This window comes from Micromonospora sp. A202 (genome assembly GCF_006715105.1).
Classification (GTDB): Bacteria; Actinomycetota; Actinomycetes; order Mycobacteriales; family Micromonosporaceae; genus Micromonospora; species Micromonospora zamorensis.
On record NZ_VFMP01000001.1, the window covers coordinates 6,969,693 to 6,985,424 of the forward strand.

Annotated in this window: 20 protein-coding genes; 9 read left to right on the forward strand and 11 right to left on the reverse strand. The window is 72.5% G+C overall.

Annotation, left to right across the window (positions count from 1 at the left end; genetic code table 11):
* Window positions 1-14 precede the first annotated feature (14 nt).
* The 5 genes from FBZ33_RS32460 to FBZ33_RS32480 all read right to left on the reverse strand — a co-directional run bounded on the left by FBZ33_RS32460 (window position 15) and on the right by FBZ33_RS32480 (window position 3,663).
* Window positions 15-764 carry a ZIP family metal transporter gene (locus tag FBZ33_RS32460; RefSeq protein WP_141912282.1) on the reverse strand — a complete coding sequence of 250 codons (750 nt, stop codon included), beginning with the start codon at window positions 762-764 and terminating at the stop codon, window positions 15-17.
* Between the two features lie 54 nt (window positions 765-818).
* Window positions 819-2,009 (reverse strand): enhanced intracellular survival protein Eis, encoded by a 1,191-nt coding sequence (eis, locus tag FBZ33_RS32465; RefSeq protein WP_141912284.1) that lies wholly within the window; start codon window positions 2,007-2,009, stop codon window positions 819-821.
* Between the two features lie 178 nt (window positions 2,010-2,187).
* Window positions 2,188-2,505: a hypothetical protein gene (locus FBZ33_RS32470; RefSeq protein ID WP_185755455.1), complete on the reverse strand. Its 318-nt coding sequence runs from the start codon at window positions 2,503-2,505 to the stop codon at window positions 2,188-2,190.
* Window positions 2,502-2,840 (reverse strand): PadR family transcriptional regulator, encoded by a 339-nt coding sequence (locus FBZ33_RS32475; RefSeq protein ID WP_099849791.1) that lies wholly within the window; start codon window positions 2,838-2,840, stop codon window positions 2,502-2,504. The genes FBZ33_RS32470 and FBZ33_RS32475 overlap by 4 nt, the downstream gene beginning before the upstream one ends.
* A 103-nt stretch (window positions 2,841-2,943) precedes the next feature.
* Window positions 2,944-3,663: a PP2C family serine/threonine-protein phosphatase gene (locus tag FBZ33_RS32480; protein ID WP_099849794.1), complete on the reverse strand. Its 720-nt coding sequence runs from the start codon at window positions 3,661-3,663 to the stop codon at window positions 2,944-2,946.
* 63 nt (window positions 3,664-3,726) lie between these two features.
* Between FBZ33_RS32480 and FBZ33_RS32485 the strand changes: the two genes are divergently transcribed.
* Window positions 3,727-4,767, forward strand: a complete 1,041-nt coding sequence (locus FBZ33_RS32485; RefSeq protein WP_141912286.1) for a helix-turn-helix domain-containing protein — start codon at window positions 3,727-3,729, stop codon at window positions 4,765-4,767.
* 5 nt (window positions 4,768-4,772) lie between these two features.
* Here the strand turns inward: FBZ33_RS32485 and FBZ33_RS32490 are convergent, their stop codons facing one another.
* Window positions 4,773-5,333, reverse strand: coding sequence for an XRE family transcriptional regulator (locus FBZ33_RS32490; RefSeq protein ID WP_088951048.1), 561 nt, complete (start codon window positions 5,331-5,333; stop codon window positions 4,773-4,775).
* 58 nt (window positions 5,334-5,391) lie between these two features.
* On the opposite strand from FBZ33_RS32490, the gene FBZ33_RS32495 reads away from it, so the two are divergent.
* Complete coding sequence (locus FBZ33_RS32495) at window positions 5,392-6,633, forward strand: benzoate/H(+) symporter BenE family transporter (protein WP_141912288.1); 1,242 nt, start codon at window positions 5,392-5,394, stop codon at window positions 6,631-6,633.
* A gap of 67 nt (window positions 6,634-6,700) precedes the next feature.
* Here the strand turns inward: FBZ33_RS32495 and FBZ33_RS32500 are convergent, their stop codons facing one another.
* The 4 genes from FBZ33_RS32500 to FBZ33_RS32515 form a co-directional block, all read right to left on the reverse strand.
* Complete coding sequence (locus FBZ33_RS32500) at window positions 6,701-7,072, reverse strand: hypothetical protein (RefSeq protein WP_088951050.1); 372 nt, start codon at window positions 7,070-7,072, stop codon at window positions 6,701-6,703.
* A 252-nt stretch (window positions 7,073-7,324) separates the two neighbouring features.
* A complete protein-coding gene (locus FBZ33_RS32505; protein WP_088951051.1) occupies window positions 7,325-7,576 on the reverse strand; it encodes a hypothetical protein in 252 nt (83 codons plus the stop codon).
* Window positions 7,577-7,658: 82 nt separating this feature from the next.
* Window positions 7,659-8,120, reverse strand: a complete 462-nt coding sequence (gene mscL, locus FBZ33_RS32510) for a large conductance mechanosensitive channel protein MscL (RefSeq protein ID WP_088951052.1) — start codon at window positions 8,118-8,120, stop codon at window positions 7,659-7,661.
* 39 nt (window positions 8,121-8,159) lie between these two features.
* Entirely contained in the window at window positions 8,160-8,840 is a 681-nt protein-coding gene (locus FBZ33_RS32515) for a FadR/GntR family transcriptional regulator (RefSeq protein WP_141907553.1), read from the reverse strand.
* Between the two features lie 134 nt (window positions 8,841-8,974).
* Between FBZ33_RS32515 and FBZ33_RS32520 the strand changes: the two genes are divergently transcribed.
* Window positions 8,975-10,255 carry an MFS transporter gene (locus FBZ33_RS32520; protein ID WP_370452931.1) on the forward strand — a complete coding sequence of 427 codons (1,281 nt, stop codon included), beginning with the start codon at window positions 8,975-8,977 and terminating at the stop codon, window positions 10,253-10,255.
* An 11-nt stretch (window positions 10,256-10,266) separates the two neighbouring features.
* Here FBZ33_RS32520 and FBZ33_RS32525 read toward each other — a convergent pair whose 3' ends face one another.
* Window positions 10,267-10,623, reverse strand: coding sequence for an STAS domain-containing protein (locus tag FBZ33_RS32525; RefSeq protein WP_088951054.1), 357 nt, complete (start codon window positions 10,621-10,623; stop codon window positions 10,267-10,269).
* A gap of 163 nt (window positions 10,624-10,786) precedes the next feature.
* Here FBZ33_RS32525 and FBZ33_RS32530 point away from each other — a divergent pair, with 163 nt between their 5' ends.
* The 6 genes from FBZ33_RS32530 to FBZ33_RS32555 form a co-directional block, all read left to right on the forward strand.
* Window positions 10,787-11,647: an STAS domain-containing protein gene (locus FBZ33_RS32530; protein ID WP_141907554.1), complete on the forward strand. Its 861-nt coding sequence runs from the start codon at window positions 10,787-10,789 to the stop codon at window positions 11,645-11,647.
* Window positions 11,647-12,057, forward strand: a complete 411-nt coding sequence (locus tag FBZ33_RS32535) for an STAS domain-containing protein (RefSeq protein WP_088951056.1) — start codon at window positions 11,647-11,649, stop codon at window positions 12,055-12,057. Before FBZ33_RS32530 ends, FBZ33_RS32535 begins: the two co-directional genes overlap by 1 nt.
* Entirely contained in the window at window positions 12,054-12,473 is a 420-nt protein-coding gene (locus FBZ33_RS32540) for an anti-sigma regulatory factor (RefSeq protein WP_099849810.1), read from the forward strand. Before FBZ33_RS32535 ends, FBZ33_RS32540 begins: the two co-directional genes overlap by 4 nt.
* Window positions 12,461-13,483 carry a SpoIIE family protein phosphatase gene (locus FBZ33_RS32545; protein WP_370452932.1) on the forward strand — a complete coding sequence of 341 codons (1,023 nt, stop codon included), beginning with the start codon at window positions 12,461-12,463 and terminating at the stop codon, window positions 13,481-13,483. The genes FBZ33_RS32540 and FBZ33_RS32545 overlap by 13 nt, the downstream gene beginning before the upstream one ends.
* Complete coding sequence (locus tag FBZ33_RS32550; protein WP_141907555.1) at window positions 13,480-14,841, forward strand: sensor histidine kinase; 1,362 nt, start codon at window positions 13,480-13,482, stop codon at window positions 14,839-14,841. Before FBZ33_RS32545 ends, FBZ33_RS32550 begins: the two co-directional genes overlap by 4 nt.
* Before the next feature lie 4 nt (window positions 14,842-14,845).
* The coding region (locus tag FBZ33_RS32555) for a response regulator transcription factor (RefSeq protein WP_141912289.1) at window positions 14,846-15,732 on the forward strand (887 nt) is incomplete at its 3' end.

Below are 15,732 nucleotides of genomic sequence, written 5' to 3' on the forward strand. Positions count from 1 at the left end.
GGTGTGTCCGGTGGTCAGCTGTGGGACAGGGCGAACGCGGTCAGGAAGCCGGCGACCGTGACCAGACCGACCAGCAGGTGCGCGTCCTCGAACGCCTCGGGGACCATGGTGTCGGTGATCATCGCGAGGATCGCGCCGGCGGCCAGTGCGGTGATCCCGGCCAGCACCTCCGGCGGGGCGCCACCCAGCAACGTGTTGCCGAGCAGCGCCGCCACCCCGCTGATCAGGGCGATCCCGGTCCAGAGCAGGAAGACGTACCGCCGGGTCCGGCCGGCCTGACGCATGCCGGCCGCGCTGGACAGACCCTCCGGCACGTTGCTGAGGAAGACCGCGGCCACCGTGACCAGGCTGACCGTGCCACCACTGAGCAGGCTCGCGCCGATCACCACCGATTCCGGTATGCCGTCGAGCAGCGCGCCCACGGCTATCGCCGACCCGGAGCCGGGCTGCTCGTTCTCGGAGGGCTGCTGGTCGCCGGACCGCTTCCGGTGCCGGGCGCCGTGCCGGGCAAGAGCAACGTTGGCCAGTGTGTAGACGACCGCTCCGCCGGCAGCGCCGAGCGCGGTGGGCAGCAGGCCGCCCTGCTCGTGTGCCTCGGCGATCAACTCGAACGACACGGCGGAGAGCAGCACCCCCGCCCCGAACGCCATGATCGACGCGGTGACGCGTTGCGGCACCCGGGCGAACCAGCCGACCGCCGCCCCGACCAGCAGAGCCGACCCGGCCAGCAGCCCCCACCCACCCGCCTGTAACCACTCCGGCATTCGCGGGACCCTACCCACGCCCGCCGGGGCGACAAACCCGGTCGTGAGGAAGGCTCAGAAGTCGGCGAAGAGATACGGCACCCGACGGGGGAAGATGCCGCGCAGCTCCGCGGCGGCGTCCACCGGCACCTCACCCAGACCGCGCAACGGCAGCTCGGCCGGGTCCAGCACCCCGTACGCGAGGGCGGAGAGCCCGGCCGCGGTGAGGGTGGCGGTCGGCGTGCGGTCGGCGGTGTCGCCGACCAGCTCCAGCGCGCCGGTCGTGCCGTCCAGCAGGTGCGTGCCGGCGAGCCATCGGTCCCCGGTCAGCTCGACCCGTACCCGGCCGGGGCCGGCGGGCAGCCCACGCAACGCGTCCAGCGACAGCAGCCTGGCCATCGGAGCCGACGCACCCGGCACTGCCGTCCGCGCCTCGACGTGCACGTCCAGGTCGGTCAGCCACAGCTCCGGCAACTCGTCGGGCGGGACCTGGACGGTGATCCGGTCGATCTGGTCGACGTGCCGGGCGAAGAACTGCAACAGCAACGCCCGCGCGAGCGGGTCGGCGACCAGCAGCTCGTTGCCGTGCAGCGTGCCGCCGTGCTCGTCGATCCGGTACGTCACCGCGCCGGTGACCTCGCCGGCCACCCGGGCGGTGATCAGCCAGTATTCGTCCCGGTCGCGCATCCCGACCGCCCGGTAGTCCGGGAAGATCGAGAAGCCGTGTCGTTCCTGGAGGTTGCGCTCGGTGAAGGCCCGCCACGCCGGATAGCCGGCGGCGATGCGTTCCCAACTCACCTCGCCGGGCAGGTCCACCCGGAGCAGTGACCCCAGGTTGGCCGGGGTGAAGGTGACCCGGCGCGGCTTGGGCAGCCCCGTGTAGCCGAACCGGGCGTAGAAGCTGGGACGGAACGGATAGAGCGCGCTGAGCGAGTGCCCCTCGTCGCGCATCTCGTCGAGGAGTTGATGCAGCAGCGTCCGGACGTGCCCCTGCCGGCGGGCCAGCGGGTGGGTCGCCACCCCGGCGACACCGGCCATCGGCAGCACCACCCCGCGCAGGTTCTGCCGCATCGGAATGGCCGTCACGGCGGCCAGCGTTGCGCCGCTCTCCTCGGCGATCAGCGTCCGGTTGCCCTCCTGGTAGGGCAGGTAGTCGCGGAACTCGTCGATCCGGGCCGCGCTGAGCGGCGAGGACTCGAAGGCGTACGCGGCCAGCGGGAAGCTGGTGGTGAGACGGTCGTCGGCGGTCACCCGGCGGATGGTCATTCGCCCATCTCAGCCTGCCGTACAGGTCGCAGCAACCCGATTGGCGGGATCCGTGCCACCGGCACGGCGCTCGACGCCGGCCGGCACACCGGTCATCCGACCGGCAGGTGCCGCAGGTGCCGGCGGCGGCGCAGGCGGACGCTGACCACGGCGGCCACACCGACGACCAGCAGGACGGTCACGGCGAGCCCGTGCAGCACACCACGGCCCGGACGGTCAGCGTGGCGTCGTGCAGCACCGTTCGCCGCCCGTACCGCTTGGTGATGCCCGCCGCGTGCAGCCGGACCGGCCCGGGGCGTGGTCCGGGCACGGTGCCGATGCTCTCCACGACGGCGCCCGCGTACTGCTGGGGTGGACCGAAGACGACCCAGGGGTCGCCACCACCCTCGCGCAGGTGGGTGGCCGCCTCGGCGACCACGTGCCGGGCGGCGTCCGCCGCGACCCGGCGCTGGTGCAGCTCGGCCGTGAGCGTTCGCAGCCAATCGTCGGCGTTCACCGGGTGACCCCCTTCGTGACGATGTCGTTCACCGGCTGGACGAAGGTGAGCCAGGCGCTGCCGCCCGCGCGGAGTGCCGCGTACCCGTCGTCGGTGAGCCGGTAGTACTTGCGGGCCGGCCCGGCGCTGCCCTCCCGCCACTGCGCGGTCACCAGGCCGGTCTTCTGCAGGCGCAGCAGCACGGGATAGAGCGTGCCGCCCTGGATGGGCCCGACGCCCGCGGCGTCGAGCGCCTGGGCGAGCTGGTAGCCGTAGGACTCGCCCTCGGACAGCAGGGCCAGCACGCAGATGTCGAGCACCCCCCGCAGCCACTGCCCGCGCCGGTCGGAATCCACGCGTCGGACAGTAGCGGCGCAACCTAGATGGCACAACTACCTACTGGGTCGACCGGATCCGGTCCGGCCGGTTCCGCGAAACCGTCGAACAGGTCCGGCGAGGTCAGCGGGCGACGACGTCGGAGACGACGACTGTCACGTTGTCCGGTGCGCCGGCGTGGTGCGCGAGCTTCACCAACTGCTCACCGCACTGCTGGCGGTCGGCGTACATGCCCAGCGCCGCCGCGATGGCCTCGTCCTCGACGTAGTCGGAGAGCCCGTCGCTGCACAGCAGCAGTCGGTCGCCGGGGACCACGGTGAGCACCCCGATCGCCGGTGGGGTGTCGGCACCCTGCACGGCCCGGGTCACCAGGGACCGCTGCGGGTGGTGGCGGGCCTGGTCGGGGGAGAGCGTGCCCTGGTCGACCAGCGCCTGCACGAACGTGTCGTCCCGGGTGAGCTGGGTCAGCTCCGCGTCGCGCAGCAGGTAGCAGCGGGAGTCGCCGACCTGGGCCAGCACCAGCGTCTCCCCGGCCAGCAGCGCCGCGGTGAGCGTCGTGCCCATCCCGTCACGGGTCGGGTCGACGGTGATGGCGGCGTGGATGCGCTGGTTGGCGGTGCTGACGACGGCACGCAGGGCGTCGGCGGCGGCGTCGGGCTCGGTGGGCGGAGCCAGCTCGTCCAGGATCCGGATCACGATCTCGCTCGCCACCTCGCCCGCGGGCAGCCCGCCCATGCCGTCGGCGACGGCGATCAGGCGGTCACCGGCGAGGGCGGAGTCCTCGTTGTTGGTGCGCACCAAGCCGATGTCGTTGAGGATGACCGAGCGGAGGATCAGCGTCATGGGGTCAAGCTTGCCAAGAAGACCCTGCCTTCGTCTCTACGCACTACTGCGTAGGGTTGAGAAATGATGCCGGTGTCCATGGTCGGACGCGCCGGCGAGCTTGCCGAGCTCGACCGCGCGTGGTCCGTCGTGTCGGCGGCCGGCCGCTCGGCGCCGACCGTCGCGGTGATCACCGGCGCGGCGGGAGTGGGCAAGAGTCTGCTGGTCGCCGCCGCTGTGGACGCCCTCACGCCTCGTCCCGCGATGATCCTCTCCGGGGCCGCCCGGGTGCACGGCCCGGCCCCGTACGACTGGTTGGCCGCCGTGCTCACCGGGCGCGACACCGGTCGACTCGCCCTGCCGTCGGACGCGCTGGCGTGGCTGGCCCAGCAGCCCACCGCACCCCGGGAGCGGTACGCGCCCGGCACCCTGCTGCGACTCGCCGTGCGGACCGTCCAGTTGTTGGTCGGCGCCGGCCCGGCCGTTCTCGTGGTGGAGGACCTGCACGCGCTCGACCCGGCCAGCGTCAACCTGATCGGCGAGCTGGCCACCGTGGCCAAGCTGCCCGCCCTGCTGGTGGTGGCCAGCCGACCGGCCGCCGACGCGGTGGCGCCGGAGCTGACCCGTCGTGCGCTCGCCCGTCTCAGTGGGGTCCGGGGAGCCGTCCGCCAGCACCTCGGCCCGCTGCGCCAGGCCGAGGTCGCCGAGGTCCTCACCCAGGTGTACGAGGGCTGCGACCCGTCCGACCGGCTGGTCGCCTCGCTGTGGCGGTGCACCGGCGGCAACCCGTACGCGCTGACCGAGTTGCTGGCCGCACACGCCGGAGACGGGCCGGAGGCGTTGCTCCGGCGACTGCCCGAGCCGCGCTCACCGGTCGAACCGATGGCGACGGTCGAACCGATGGCGGCGGTCGACCCGGAGTTGACCGCCCGGGAGGTCGAGGTGCTGGGCTGCCTGGTCGACGGGATGTCGAACAAACAGGTCGCGAAGGCGCTCGGCATCTCGGTTCGCACGGTCACCGTGCACGTGTCGAACCTGCTGCGCAAGACCGGCTCGGCGTCGCGGACCGAGGTCGCGCTCTGGGCGGTACGCCGTCGGCCGCCGGTGCCCGCCCCTGTGGACTGAGGCGGTCAGCGGCGCGGATAGCGCAGCAGCAGGCTGGCGGCGACCTCCTCGTCACCCACCGCCGCGTACGTGTGCGGCACGTCCGACACCCAGCGGAGGTGACCGCCGGCCGAGGCGGTCAGCGGCGCGTCGGCCGGGCCTGCGCGCAGCACCCCGGCGAAGACGGTGACGTGTTCGGTGACGCCCGCCTGGTGGGCGGGGGAGAGCTGCCCGGGCCCGGGTGCGACCCGCATCCGGTACAGCTCGTAGGTCGCGTCGGTGTCGGTGAAGACCTCCAGCAGCGTGGCGCTGACCGCGGTGCCGTGCACTGTGGGCTCGTCGGACGGCTCGGCCAGCACACCGGTCAGCGGTACGCCGAGTTGCACGGTGACCGCCCAGAGCGTCTCCAGGGTCGGGTTGCGGGTGCCGTGCTCCAGTCCGGAGAGGGTGGCCTTCCCGACGCCGGCGAGTCGGGCGAGTGCGGACAGCGAGATCCCCCGCTCCTCGCGCAGCGCGCGGACCCGGCGACCGACCACGGCGGGGTCGACATCGAGGTTCGGGCGGCGGGCTGGTGGTGGGTGCGGCACCCGGCTATCGTCCTACACGCTGTCGTTCCGTAAACGGAACGGCCGGGGGAGGGTGGGGATGACCGGACGTGTGCAACCGGTGCTGGCCGGGGTGGTCACCGCGCTGGTCGGCTTCGCCAGCTCGTTCACTGTCGTGCTGGCCGGGCTCCGTGCGGCCGGCGCGTCGGACGCGCAGGCCGCCTCCGGTCTGCTGGCCCTCTGCGTGGCGTGCGGGCTCGTCGCCGCCTGGCTGGGCTGGCGACACCGGATACCGATGAGCGTGGCCTGGTCCACCCCGGGTGCGGCGCTGCTGGTCGCGACCGGGCCGCCCCCGGGCGGATGGCCGGTCGCGGTGGGCGCCTTCCTCGTCTCCGGTGCGCTGATCGTCGCGGCCGGGCTGTTCCCACCACTCGGCCGCGCGGTGGCCGCCATTCCCAAGCCGGTGGCCGGCGCGATGCTCGCCGGGGTGCTGTTGCCGCTGTGCACCGCCCCGGTCCGCGCGCTGGTCGAGTTGCCCCTGGTGGCCGGGCCGGTAGTGGTCGGCTGGCTGCTGCTGCACCGGTTCGCCCGCCGCTGGGCGGTGCCCGGCGCGCTGGTCGTGGCGGTGGCGGCGATCGCGCTGACCACCCCGCCGGCCGGTCTGACCGGTGCCGCGCTGGTCCCGTCGGTCACGCTGACCGCGCCGGCCTGGAACGTGTCCGCGCTGGTCGGGCTGGCCCTCCCGCTGTTCCTGGTCACCATGGCCGCGCAGAACGTACCCGGCATGGCCGTGCTGGTCGGCTACGGCTACCGGCCGCCGTTCGGCGCCGCGCTGCGGGCCACCGGCCTGGCCAGCCTGCTCGCCGCCCCGGCCGGTGGGCACGCCGTGAACCTCGCGGCGATCACCGCCGCGCTCGCCGCCGGCCCGGACGCGCACCCGGACCCGGAGCGCCGATGGGTCGCCTCGGTCACCGCCGGTGCCGGACTGGCCCTGCTCGGGTTGGGTGCCGGCGTGGCCACCGCACTGGTCGCGGTCGCGCCGCCGATCCTCATCGAGGCGGTCGCCGGGCTGGCCCTGCTGGGCGCCCTCGCGACCGCGCTCGCCTCGGCGGTGACCGAGCCGGAGGCCAGGGAGGCCGCAGTGGTCACCTTCGTGGTGACCGCCTCCGGGGTGACGCTGATCGGCGTGGGCGGCGCGTTCTGGGGCCTGGTAGCGGGCTGCCTGATGCTGCTGCTCTTCCGCCGCCGCCGACCCGCCGCCGCAGGGCCGGAGCAGCCCGCGCTCGCAGCGCCGGACGAGCCCGCGCTCGCAGCGCCGGAAAGATCCACTCGGGGTTCATGAAATCGGGGTGTCCTAAGGCTCCGGACGCCCCGATTTCCTTGAACCCGAGTCGATCAGGGCGGTGCGGCTACTCCTCTGGCGGCAGGTCGGCCACACCCACGGCGAGGAGGACCCGGCCGTCGGCCACCGACCCGATCCGGTCGGCCGGCACGTACACCGCGCCCGTGCGGGTCAACTCGGTCGAGACCTTCAGGTAGCCGCTGTGCAGCAGCCGCGCCGCCAGGTCGGCCGGGACGTCCGGCTCCTCGACGGCGGTCGCCTCGATCAGCTCGTCCAGGCTGCTGCCCGGGTCGGCGGTCGATGTCTGGACGGTCACCGCGTTGGGGTCGCCCCGCTGGACGAGGTCCACGGTCCCGACCTCGGTGCCGGCTGAGTCGATCACCGGCATCCCGGTGGTGATCCGCGAGATGGTCGCCTGCTGCTCGTCCTGCTGGTCCATCCCACCGCGGTTCCCAGGGCGATACGCCGCTAAACGCCGTCACCGCCCGACCCGCCGCCCGGGCAGCGGAGGTCGCGGGCGGCGCATGAGGGTGATGGGCATGATCGCCACCGACCTGCGGGTGCCGGCGCGGCCCACCCTGGAGAGCGTGATGACTCTGCGGCATGAATATGCCTGTGAGTCATCACCGTCGAAAGCGCCACCGCCGCCAGGTCCTGCGGCGGTGGGGGACGACGGACCGCGGCCGGTTGCTCAGCTGTTCGGGAGGGTCCAACTGCCCGGCGGGCGTGGAGACAGCTCCCGCCAGGTGTCCGGACCGTCGAGAAGCGCCCGGACGGTGTCCTCGGCCTCGTCCGCACTGCCGTACTCGTAGAACCGGGAGATGCCCTCCGCGCCGCCGGCCCGCTGCTCGACGTGCCACCGGTCGGCGTCCACCCGCAGGAAGACGTCCCGCCGGGCCAGCCGCCCCCACTTCCCGTTCCACCAGTGCTTTCGCTGCTCCATGGCGGGACTCTATCGAACACACGTACGAGAAGATGCGGCCCCTGCGGGAATCCCGCAGGGGCCGATGTGCATCTCGTTCAGGTCAGCGCGGCGCCGGGGGTTCGGTCCGGCGGCCCAGCACGTCGTCCAGTGCCCCACGCTGCTGGCCCGGGGTGGTGTGACCGGCAGAGACCAGCGCGTCCCGGATCTCGGTGAGCAGCTTGACCTCCTCGCTCGGCGCCGCCGGCGGCGGCTCCTCGCCCCGCTGCCGACGCTCGGCCAGCTTGTTCATGGGGAACACCACGAAGAAGTAGAGCACTGCGGCGGTGAGCAGGAACGTGATCAGGGCGTTGATGAACCCCGCCCAGTCCATGTAGTTGCCCTTGGTGATCTCCCACCTCCCGGCCGACAGGCCAGTGCCCCCGCCGAGTGCCTTGATCAGTGGTTCGAGGAACGACTTGGTGAGTTGGGTGACCACGCCGGTGAACGCGGCACCGATCACGATGCCGACCGCCAGGTCGACGACGTTGCCGCGCATGATGAAGTCTTTGAAGCCCTTGAGCATTCGTACTCCTGAAGTGTCCGCTTTTCTGTCCGGCACAACCTATGCCCGTTCGGCGGGTTCCAGAAAAGCGCCGGCTTCGAGCGCGGCCCGGCCGGGATCGCCGGCCCGGATCGCCTCGACCAGTCGGGTGTGGTCGACATAGCGCTCGGGGGTGAGCGCGCCTCCCATCGCCTCGGCGACCGTGCTGCGCAGGGCGGTGCCGACCGAGGCGTACAGCTCGGCGAGCATGGCGTTGTGCGCGGCGGCGACCACCGCCGTGTGCAGCGCCGCGTCGGCCTCGACGAACGCGTCGACCCGGCCACCGTGCCAGGCGGCCTCGCGCTCGGCGAGCGCGCCGTCGAGCGTCGCCAGGTCCTCCGGTGTACGCCTCAACGCGGCGAGCCGGGCGGCCTCCACCTCGAAGGCCCGGCGCACCTCGATGACCTCGGTCATCCGGTCGTCGCCGAGGCGGCGGGCCACCACGGGTGCCAGTTCGTCGGTGGACACCACGTACGTGCCGGATCCCTGCCGGCACTCCAGCACCCCGGCGTGCACCAGGGCTCGGACCGCCTCGCGGACCGTGTTGCGCCCCACGCCCAGCGCGGCGACGAGCTGCGGCTCGGTGGGGATGCGCCCGCCGACCGGCCACTCACCGCCCAGGATCCGGGCGCGGAGCTGCTCGGTCGTCTGCCGGACGCGGTGGCCGCGAGGCGGCACGGCGGGCTGGCCGTGGGGCGGCACGGCGGGCTGGCCGTGGGGCGGCACGGCGGGCTGGCCGCGAGGCGGCACCGGCGGGGCGGAGGGGAAATCAACCGACGGTGGCACTGGTTACATCACCGGTCCCAAATTCATCCCATGATTGTAGGTTAGAGGCCATGACCCCGCCACCAACCGCCGCTCCGGCGCCGCCCGCCCCCGTCGCCGTCGACCCCCGCCCGACGCGGGACCCGGGCACGGGTCGACGGACGCACCCGGCGACCGGTGGCGCGCTCGTGCTGGTCGGGATGCTGCTGGTCGCGCTCAACCTGCGGGCCGTGGTGACGAGCCTCGGCGCGCTGCTCGACGAGGTCCGCGACGGGCTGGGCCTTTCCGGCGCCACCGCCGGTCTGGTCACCACCCTGCCGACCATCGCGTTCGCCGGCCTCGGCGCGCTCACCCCGTGGCTGGTCCGCCGGGTGGCGCCGGCCCGGGTGCTGGTGGTCGCCATGCTCGCCCTCGCCGTCGGTCAGGTGCTCCGGGTCATCACCGACTCGACCTTGGTGTTCGTGCTCACCAGCGCGCTCGCGCTGTCCGGCATCGCGGTCGCCAACATCCTGCTGCCGATGCTCGTCAAGCAGCACTTCCCGCACCGCACCGGCCTGGTCACCGGCGCGTACACGATGGCGTTGACAGTGGGCACGACGGTGGCCGCCGCCTCCGCGGTGCCGATCGCGCACGCCTTCGGGTCGTGGCGGGCCGGGCTCGGCGTCTGGGCCGCGATGGCTGCGGTGGCCGTACTCCCGTGGGTGCCGCTGGCGCTGCGGACCCGGGCGGGCGCGCGGCGGGCGACCCCGACGGCGGTCGCCGCAGCGCCGGTGCGGGTTCGGCCGGCGCGCACCCGGCTCGGCTGGGCGATGGCCGTCTACTTCGGGGCGCAGTCGCTCAGCGGGTACGCGATCATGGGCTGGCTGGCCCAGTTGTTCCGCGACGCCGGCTACCAGCCGGAGTCGGCCGGGCTCCTGCTCGCCGGGGTGACCGCGCTCGGCGTGCCGATCGCGCTGGTGATGCCCACCCTGGCCGGCCGGCTGGGGAGCCTCCGCCCGCTGGTGCTCGGGCTGACCACCGCGTCGACGCTGGCCTACCTGGGTCTGGCCCTCGCACCGAACCGCGCCGCGCTGCTCTGGGTCGCCCTGCTGGCGATCGGGCAGGGCGCGTTCCCGATGATCCTGACCGCCATCGGTCTACGTGCCCGCACCGCCGAGGGCACCGTCGCGCTCTCCGCGTTCGCGCAGAGCACCGGGTACGTGATCGCCGCTCTCGGCCCGCTGATGGTCGGCATCCTCTACGAGGTGACCGGGGGCTGGACCGCGCCGATCGGGTTCCTGCTGGGCGCCCTCGCCGTGCAGACCATGGCGGGCATGGCGATCGCTCGTCCCCGCTACGTCGAGGACGAGTGAAACCGCAACGGTCAGGAGGAAGCCGGCGTCGGTTCGCCGGCGACTGCCTCATCCACCGTGGGGTAGGTGTGCAGCACCTCGACCAGCCCGCTCACCTCGAGGATGCGCAGCACCCCGCGCTGTGGTGCGGCCAGCCGGACCACGCCGCCAGCCTCGTCGCAGCTGTTCTTGGCGCGGACGAAGACCGACAACCCGGTCGAGTCGCAGAACGAGACGTCCGCCAGGTCGAACACCAGCCGGCTACGGCCCTTGTCGAGCAGGTCGGTGATCTGGTCCTGAAGCTGCGGTGCGGTGGCCATGTCCAGCTCGCCCGCCACCGACACGACGACCACGTCGCCGCGCTGTTCCGTGTGCACCGTCAAGGACATTCGCCAGACCTCCTGTTATCGGGGGAACGGTATCCCACGACCGGGGTCGTACGCAGAACGGGAGGCAGGATCCGGTGGCCGTCGTCATTCCGTTGCTACGGGGCAAGTAGTTGATCAGGCCCCGGTGATAGAGTCCGCCCGGTCCAGGTCAAGGGGGTTCGAAATGGCGTTGAGCACCGAAGAAAGTGGTCGGCTCGCTGCGCTACTCAGCGGGCAGGGCGAACGGGTCACGACTCGGTGGACCGAGATCGTCACCAGTTCGTTGCGGGGCCGGCTGAGCCAGGCCGAGTTGCGCCGTCAGGTCGAGGACCTGCACCGTGCTGTCGTCGCCACCGGTCAGCAGGGTGGAATCGATCTGGCCAGCGAAAACGCGGCCGAGTTGCGGGCCGCGCTCTCCGAGCTGTCCCGTGGTCGGGCCCGGCAGGGCTTCTCGGCCACCGAGACCACGATCAGCATCTTCGCGCTCAAGGACGTGCTGGCCGAGCTGGTGCAGGAGGCCGGCGGACCCACCGCGCTGCACGACTTCGTCGCCTTCTCCAAGCTGGTCGACGAGATGGGCCTGTTCACCTTCGAGAGCTTCGTCCGCACCCGGGAGAGCCTGATCGCCGACCAGGCCGAGCAGCTGCTCGAGCTCTCCACGCCGGTGGTCAAGCTCTGGGAAGGCGTGGTCGCCGTCCCGCTGGTCGGCACCCTGGACTCGGCCCGGGCCCAGGTGGTGATGGAGCGGCTGCTCCAGACCCTGGTCGACACCGGCTCCCCGTACGCGATCATCGACATCACCGGCGTCCCGGCGGTGGACACCCAGGTCGCCCAGCACATCCTGAAGACCGTGGTGGCCGCCCGGCTGATGGGTGCCGACTGCATCATCTCCGGCATCCGCCCGCAGATCGCGCAGACCATCGTCGCGCTCGGCATCGAGTTCGGCGACATCGCCACCAAGGCGAGCCTCGCCGACGCGCTGCGTCACGTGCTGCGGCTCAGCGGGGTGGAAACCGCCCGTCGCCAGCCGCGTCGGGGCGTCTGATGGAGCGCGTTCCGATCCTCAAGATCGGCGACATCCTGCTCGTCTCGATCCAACTGGACATGTCCGACCAGACGGCCGTCCAGCTCCAGGAGGATCTCGCCGAGCGGATCGTGGACACCGGCTGCCACGGCGTCATCATCGACATCACCGCGCTGGACATCGTCGACTCCTTCGTCGGGCGCATGCTCTCCACCATCGCCTCGATCTCCAAGGTGCTCGACGCGGAGACGGTGGTGGTCGGGATGCGCCCAGCCGTCGCCATCACCCTTGTCGAACTGGGGCTGTCGCTGAACGGCATCCGTACCGCGCTGAACGTCGAGCGCGGCATGGAACTGATCGCGGCTGCCCACGCCGACGAGCTCGATGACCAGCTCGACGACGATCCGGACGCCGAGACGGCTACGACGTGACCGCGGACATCGACCTGGGCCACCCGCAGGCGCAGGTGATCCAGAGCGATGAGGACGTGGTGCGCGTCCGGCAGTTGGTTCGCGCCGTTGCGGTGGCCGTCAAGCTGTCCCTCGTCGACCAGACCAAGGTGGTCACCGCGGCGAGCGAGTTGGCCCGCAACACCCTGGTGTACGGCGGTGGCGGCTCGGTCGAGGTGACGACCGTGGACAACGGCCGACGCAAGGGCGTCCGGATCGTCTTCGCCGACTCCGGGCCGGGCATCGCCGACCTGAATCTGGCCATGACCGACGGCTACACCAGCGGCGGAGGGCTCGGCCTCGGGCTGAGCGGGTCCCGCCGGCTGGTCGACGAGTTCGAGATCGAGACCTCTCCGGAAACCGGCACGCGGATCACGGTCACCAAGTGGTCCCGGTGAACGCCGAGGCGGTTACCGACAGTGGCATCTGGTTCCGGGTGGAGGCCAGCAGCGCGGCGAGCGCCGTCCGGCGCGCCGCCGAACGCCTCGGTGCGCAGGTCGAAATGGGTGCGGCGCGCATCGCCGACCTGGCCATCGTCGCCGCCGAGCTGACCAGCAACCTGGTCAAGCACGCCGACGAGGGAGTGCTGCTGCTCCGGCCGGTGCGCCGCGCCGGGCAGGCCGGTGTGGAACTGATCGCCATCGACTCCGGGCCCGGCATGGCCGACCTGACCGTCTCGTCCCAGGACGGGCACTCCACCACCGGCACCCTCGGCATCGGCCTGGGTGCCATCGTGCGGCAGGCCAGCTGGTTCGACGGATATTCGCTGCCCGGCAAGGGCACCGTCCTCGCCGTGCAGGTCTGGCCGGCGGAGCCGGCCCGGCCGTCCTGGGCCGGCGCCCTCACCCGACCGCTGACCGGTGAGACGGTCAGCGGCGACGGGTACGCCGTCCGGATCGCCGACGGACGGCACCAGGTGCTGGTCAGCGACGGGCTGGGGCACGGCCCGCTGGCCGCTGCCGCCACCGAGGCGGCACTGGCCGCGTTCCGGGACGCCCCGGCCGGCCCACCGGCGGTGGTGGTCGGTCACCTGCACCGGAGCATGTCGCACACCCGTGGCGCGGCGCTCGCGGTCGCCGAGCTGGCACCGGCTGCCGGTGTGCTGCACTACGCCGGCCTCGGCAACATCGCCGGCGCCGTCGTCGAGGGCGACGGTCACCGGCGAGGGCTGGTGTCGCTGCCCGGCATCGCCGGTCACCAGCGGCCGACGATCCGGGAGTACGACTACCCACTCGCGCCGGGCGCCCGGCTGGTGATGCACAGCGACGGGGTGGTCGACCGTTGGCGGTTGGCCGACTACCCGGGGCTGGCGGAGCGATCCCCGCTGGTCATGGCGGCGACCCTCCTGCGCGACGCGGGTGTGCGACGTGACGACGCCTGCGTACTGGTCGCGAGGTCCTGGACATGACCGGCGAGCCGGCCGCGCTGCCGCTGTTGCAGATGGCGCTGCGGGTCGAGCAGGACATCTTCGTGATCCGCCAGCGGGGCCGCGAGGTGGCGGCCGTGGTCGGTCTGGAACACCAGGACCAGGTTCGGATCGCCACCGCGCTCAGCGAGGTCGCCCGGGACCTGTTGCGGACGACCGGCGGCGCGGACATCTCCTTCCACATCGATGCGGGCATCGACGGCCGGTTCCACCTGCGCGCCGACCTGGCCCCGGTGACTCCGCTCCCGGACGGCCGCTACCAGCCGCAGTCCGGCGCGGTGTCCCGACTGGTCGACACGTTGAGCGTGTCGACCGTCGGTGGGGTTACGGTCGTGAGGATGTCCCGACGAGTTCCGGCCAGCGCGCCGACGCCGACCCCGGAGCGGCTCGCCGAGTTCCGCGCCGAACTCGGTCGTACCGCGCCGGCCAGCGCGCTGGACGAGTTGACAGTGCAGAACGGGCAGCTCATCGCCGCCCTCGACGAGGTGCGCAGCCAGCGCGACGAGCTGGCCGTGCTCAACGAGGAGCTGGCCGAGACCAACCGGGGTGTGCTGGCGCTCTACAACCAGCTCACCGAGGAGTTGGAGGAGACCAACCGCGGTGTCGTCGCCCTCTACGCCGAGCTGGACGAGAAGTCGGCCCAGCTCCGGGCGGCGAGCGAGTCGAAGAGCCGGTTCCTCGCCAATGTGAGCCATGAACTGCGCGCCCCGGTCACCGCGATCATCGGGTTGGGGCGGCTGCTCACCGACTCCGCATCCGACCCGCTCACCGACGAGCAGGGCCGCCAGATCGACCTGATCCGCTCGTCGGCGGCGGATCTGCTCAATCTGGTCAACGAGTTGCTGGACCTGGCCAAGGCGGAGTCCGGCCGGATCGAACCGGACCTGACGGACGTCGACCTGCGGTCGGTTCTCGGTCAACTGCGCGGCACGATGCGCGCGCTGGCCACCCGCCCGGAGGTCGCGCTGGTGGTAGAGGAGCCGACCGCGCCGACTCTGCTGCGCACCGACGAGGTGCTGCTCGGCCAGGTGCTGCGCAACCTGCTGCACAACGGGTTGAAGTTCACCCAGCGCGGTGAGGTGCGGCTGCGGGCCCGCCAGCACGGCGACCGGTGGAACTTCGAGGTCACCGACACCGGGCCCGGCATCGCTGCCGAGCTGCACGACCGGATCTTCGAGGAGTTCTACCAGGTGCCGGGCGCCACCCGGGTCGGCGGCACCGGCCTCGGCCTGCCGTACGCCCGGCGGTTGGTGACACTGCTCGGCGGGTCGCTGGAGCTGACCAGCGAGCCGGGCCGGGGCAGCACATTCACCGTCTCCCTGCCCACCGGCGGGGCGTGACAGCATGGACGGCATGCCGGCAACCATCCTGGTCGTCGACGACAGTCGTACCAAGCGTTACCTGCTGGTCAGCTGGCTGACCCGGGCCGGGTTCACAGTGCTCGAGGCCGAGAACGGCGCCGAGGCGCTGGCTCGGGTCGAGGTGGACCGGATCGACCTGGTCGTCCTCGACGTCCGATTGCCGGACCTGAGCGGGTTCGAGGTCTGCGAACAGATCAAGATCCGGCATCCGGCGATGCCGGTGATCCACGTGTCGGCGCACGCCGTGGACGTGGCCGACCGTGCCCAGGGGCTGACCCGGGGTGCCGACGCGTACCTGACCGAGCCGATCGAGCCGGAAGAGCTGATCGCCACCACGCGGGCGGTCCTGCGCTACTACCAGGCCCGGCAGCGCGCCGAGCTGCTCGCCGAGCGGCTGCTCGGGCTGGCCGACACGACAGTTGCGGTGCACGCCGCACCAACCTTCGCGCGTCTGCTGGAGGCCGCCGCCGAGGGCGCCGCGCAGATCTTCAAGAGCCCGGCGGCGGTGATCGCCGAGACCTTCGACGGTGACTGCATCGCGGGGATCTGTGCCGGCCCCGGCGCGGCGGCCACGGTGGTGCCGTGGGTCGTCGACGACACCGGGGTGCCGACCGGCGCCACGGTGCGGGTGCAGACCCCGCAGAGTTGGGCGCTGGTCGAGTGGTCGACGGACGACACGGTGACAGTCGCCGCCGCCCGGCTGCGCGAGGACCGAGCCCCGCTGTACGTGGTGGTCCCGACCGCCACCCAGACCGCTCGGACCCCGGTGCTCAAGCAGCTCGCTCAGGCGGTGGCGGCGGCCGTGGAGGGGCAGCGCTCGTTTGACGAGGAGCACCGGATCGCGGTCACCCTCCAACGCAGCCTGCTCCC

Bases quoted from the DNA above. Each gene is read 5' to 3' on its own strand.
- FBZ33_RS32460 (WP_141912282.1), bottom strand. From the start codon at position 764: ATGCCGGAGTGGTTACAGGCGGGTGGGTGGGGGCTGCTGGCCGGGTCG.
- eis (WP_141912284.1), bottom strand. From the start codon at position 2,009: ATGACCATCCGCCGGGTGACCGCCGACGACCGTCTCACCACCAGCTTC.
- FBZ33_RS32480 (WP_099849794.1), bottom strand. From the start codon at position 3,663: ATGACGCTGATCCTCCGCTCGGTCATCCTCAACGACATCGGCTTGGTG.
- FBZ33_RS32485 (WP_141912286.1), top strand. From the start codon at position 3,727: ATGATGCCGGTGTCCATGGTCGGACGCGCCGGCGAGCTTGCCGAGCTC.
- FBZ33_RS32495 (WP_141912288.1), top strand. From the start codon at position 5,392: ATGACCGGACGTGTGCAACCGGTGCTGGCCGGGGTGGTCACCGCGCTG.
- FBZ33_RS32500 (WP_088951050.1), bottom strand. From the start codon at position 7,072: ATGGACCAGCAGGACGAGCAGCAGGCGACCATCTCGCGGATCACCACC.
- FBZ33_RS32505 (WP_088951051.1), bottom strand. From the start codon at position 7,576: ATGGAGCAGCGAAAGCACTGGTGGAACGGGAAGTGGGGGCGGCTGGCC.
- mscL (WP_088951052.1), bottom strand. From the start codon at position 8,120: ATGCTCAAGGGCTTCAAAGACTTCATCATGCGCGGCAACGTCGTCGAC.
- FBZ33_RS32520 (WP_370452931.1), top strand. From the start codon at position 8,975: ATGACCCCGCCACCAACCGCCGCTCCGGCGCCGCCCGCCCCCGTCGCC.
- FBZ33_RS32525 (WP_088951054.1), bottom strand. From the start codon at position 10,623: ATGTCCTTGACGGTGCACACGGAACAGCGCGGCGACGTGGTCGTCGTG.
- FBZ33_RS32530 (WP_141907554.1), top strand. From the start codon at position 10,787: ATGGCGTTGAGCACCGAAGAAAGTGGTCGGCTCGCTGCGCTACTCAGC.
- FBZ33_RS32535 (WP_088951056.1), top strand. From the start codon at position 11,647: ATGGAGCGCGTTCCGATCCTCAAGATCGGCGACATCCTGCTCGTCTCG.
- FBZ33_RS32550 (WP_141907555.1), top strand. From the start codon at position 13,480: ATGACCGGCGAGCCGGCCGCGCTGCCGCTGTTGCAGATGGCGCTGCGG.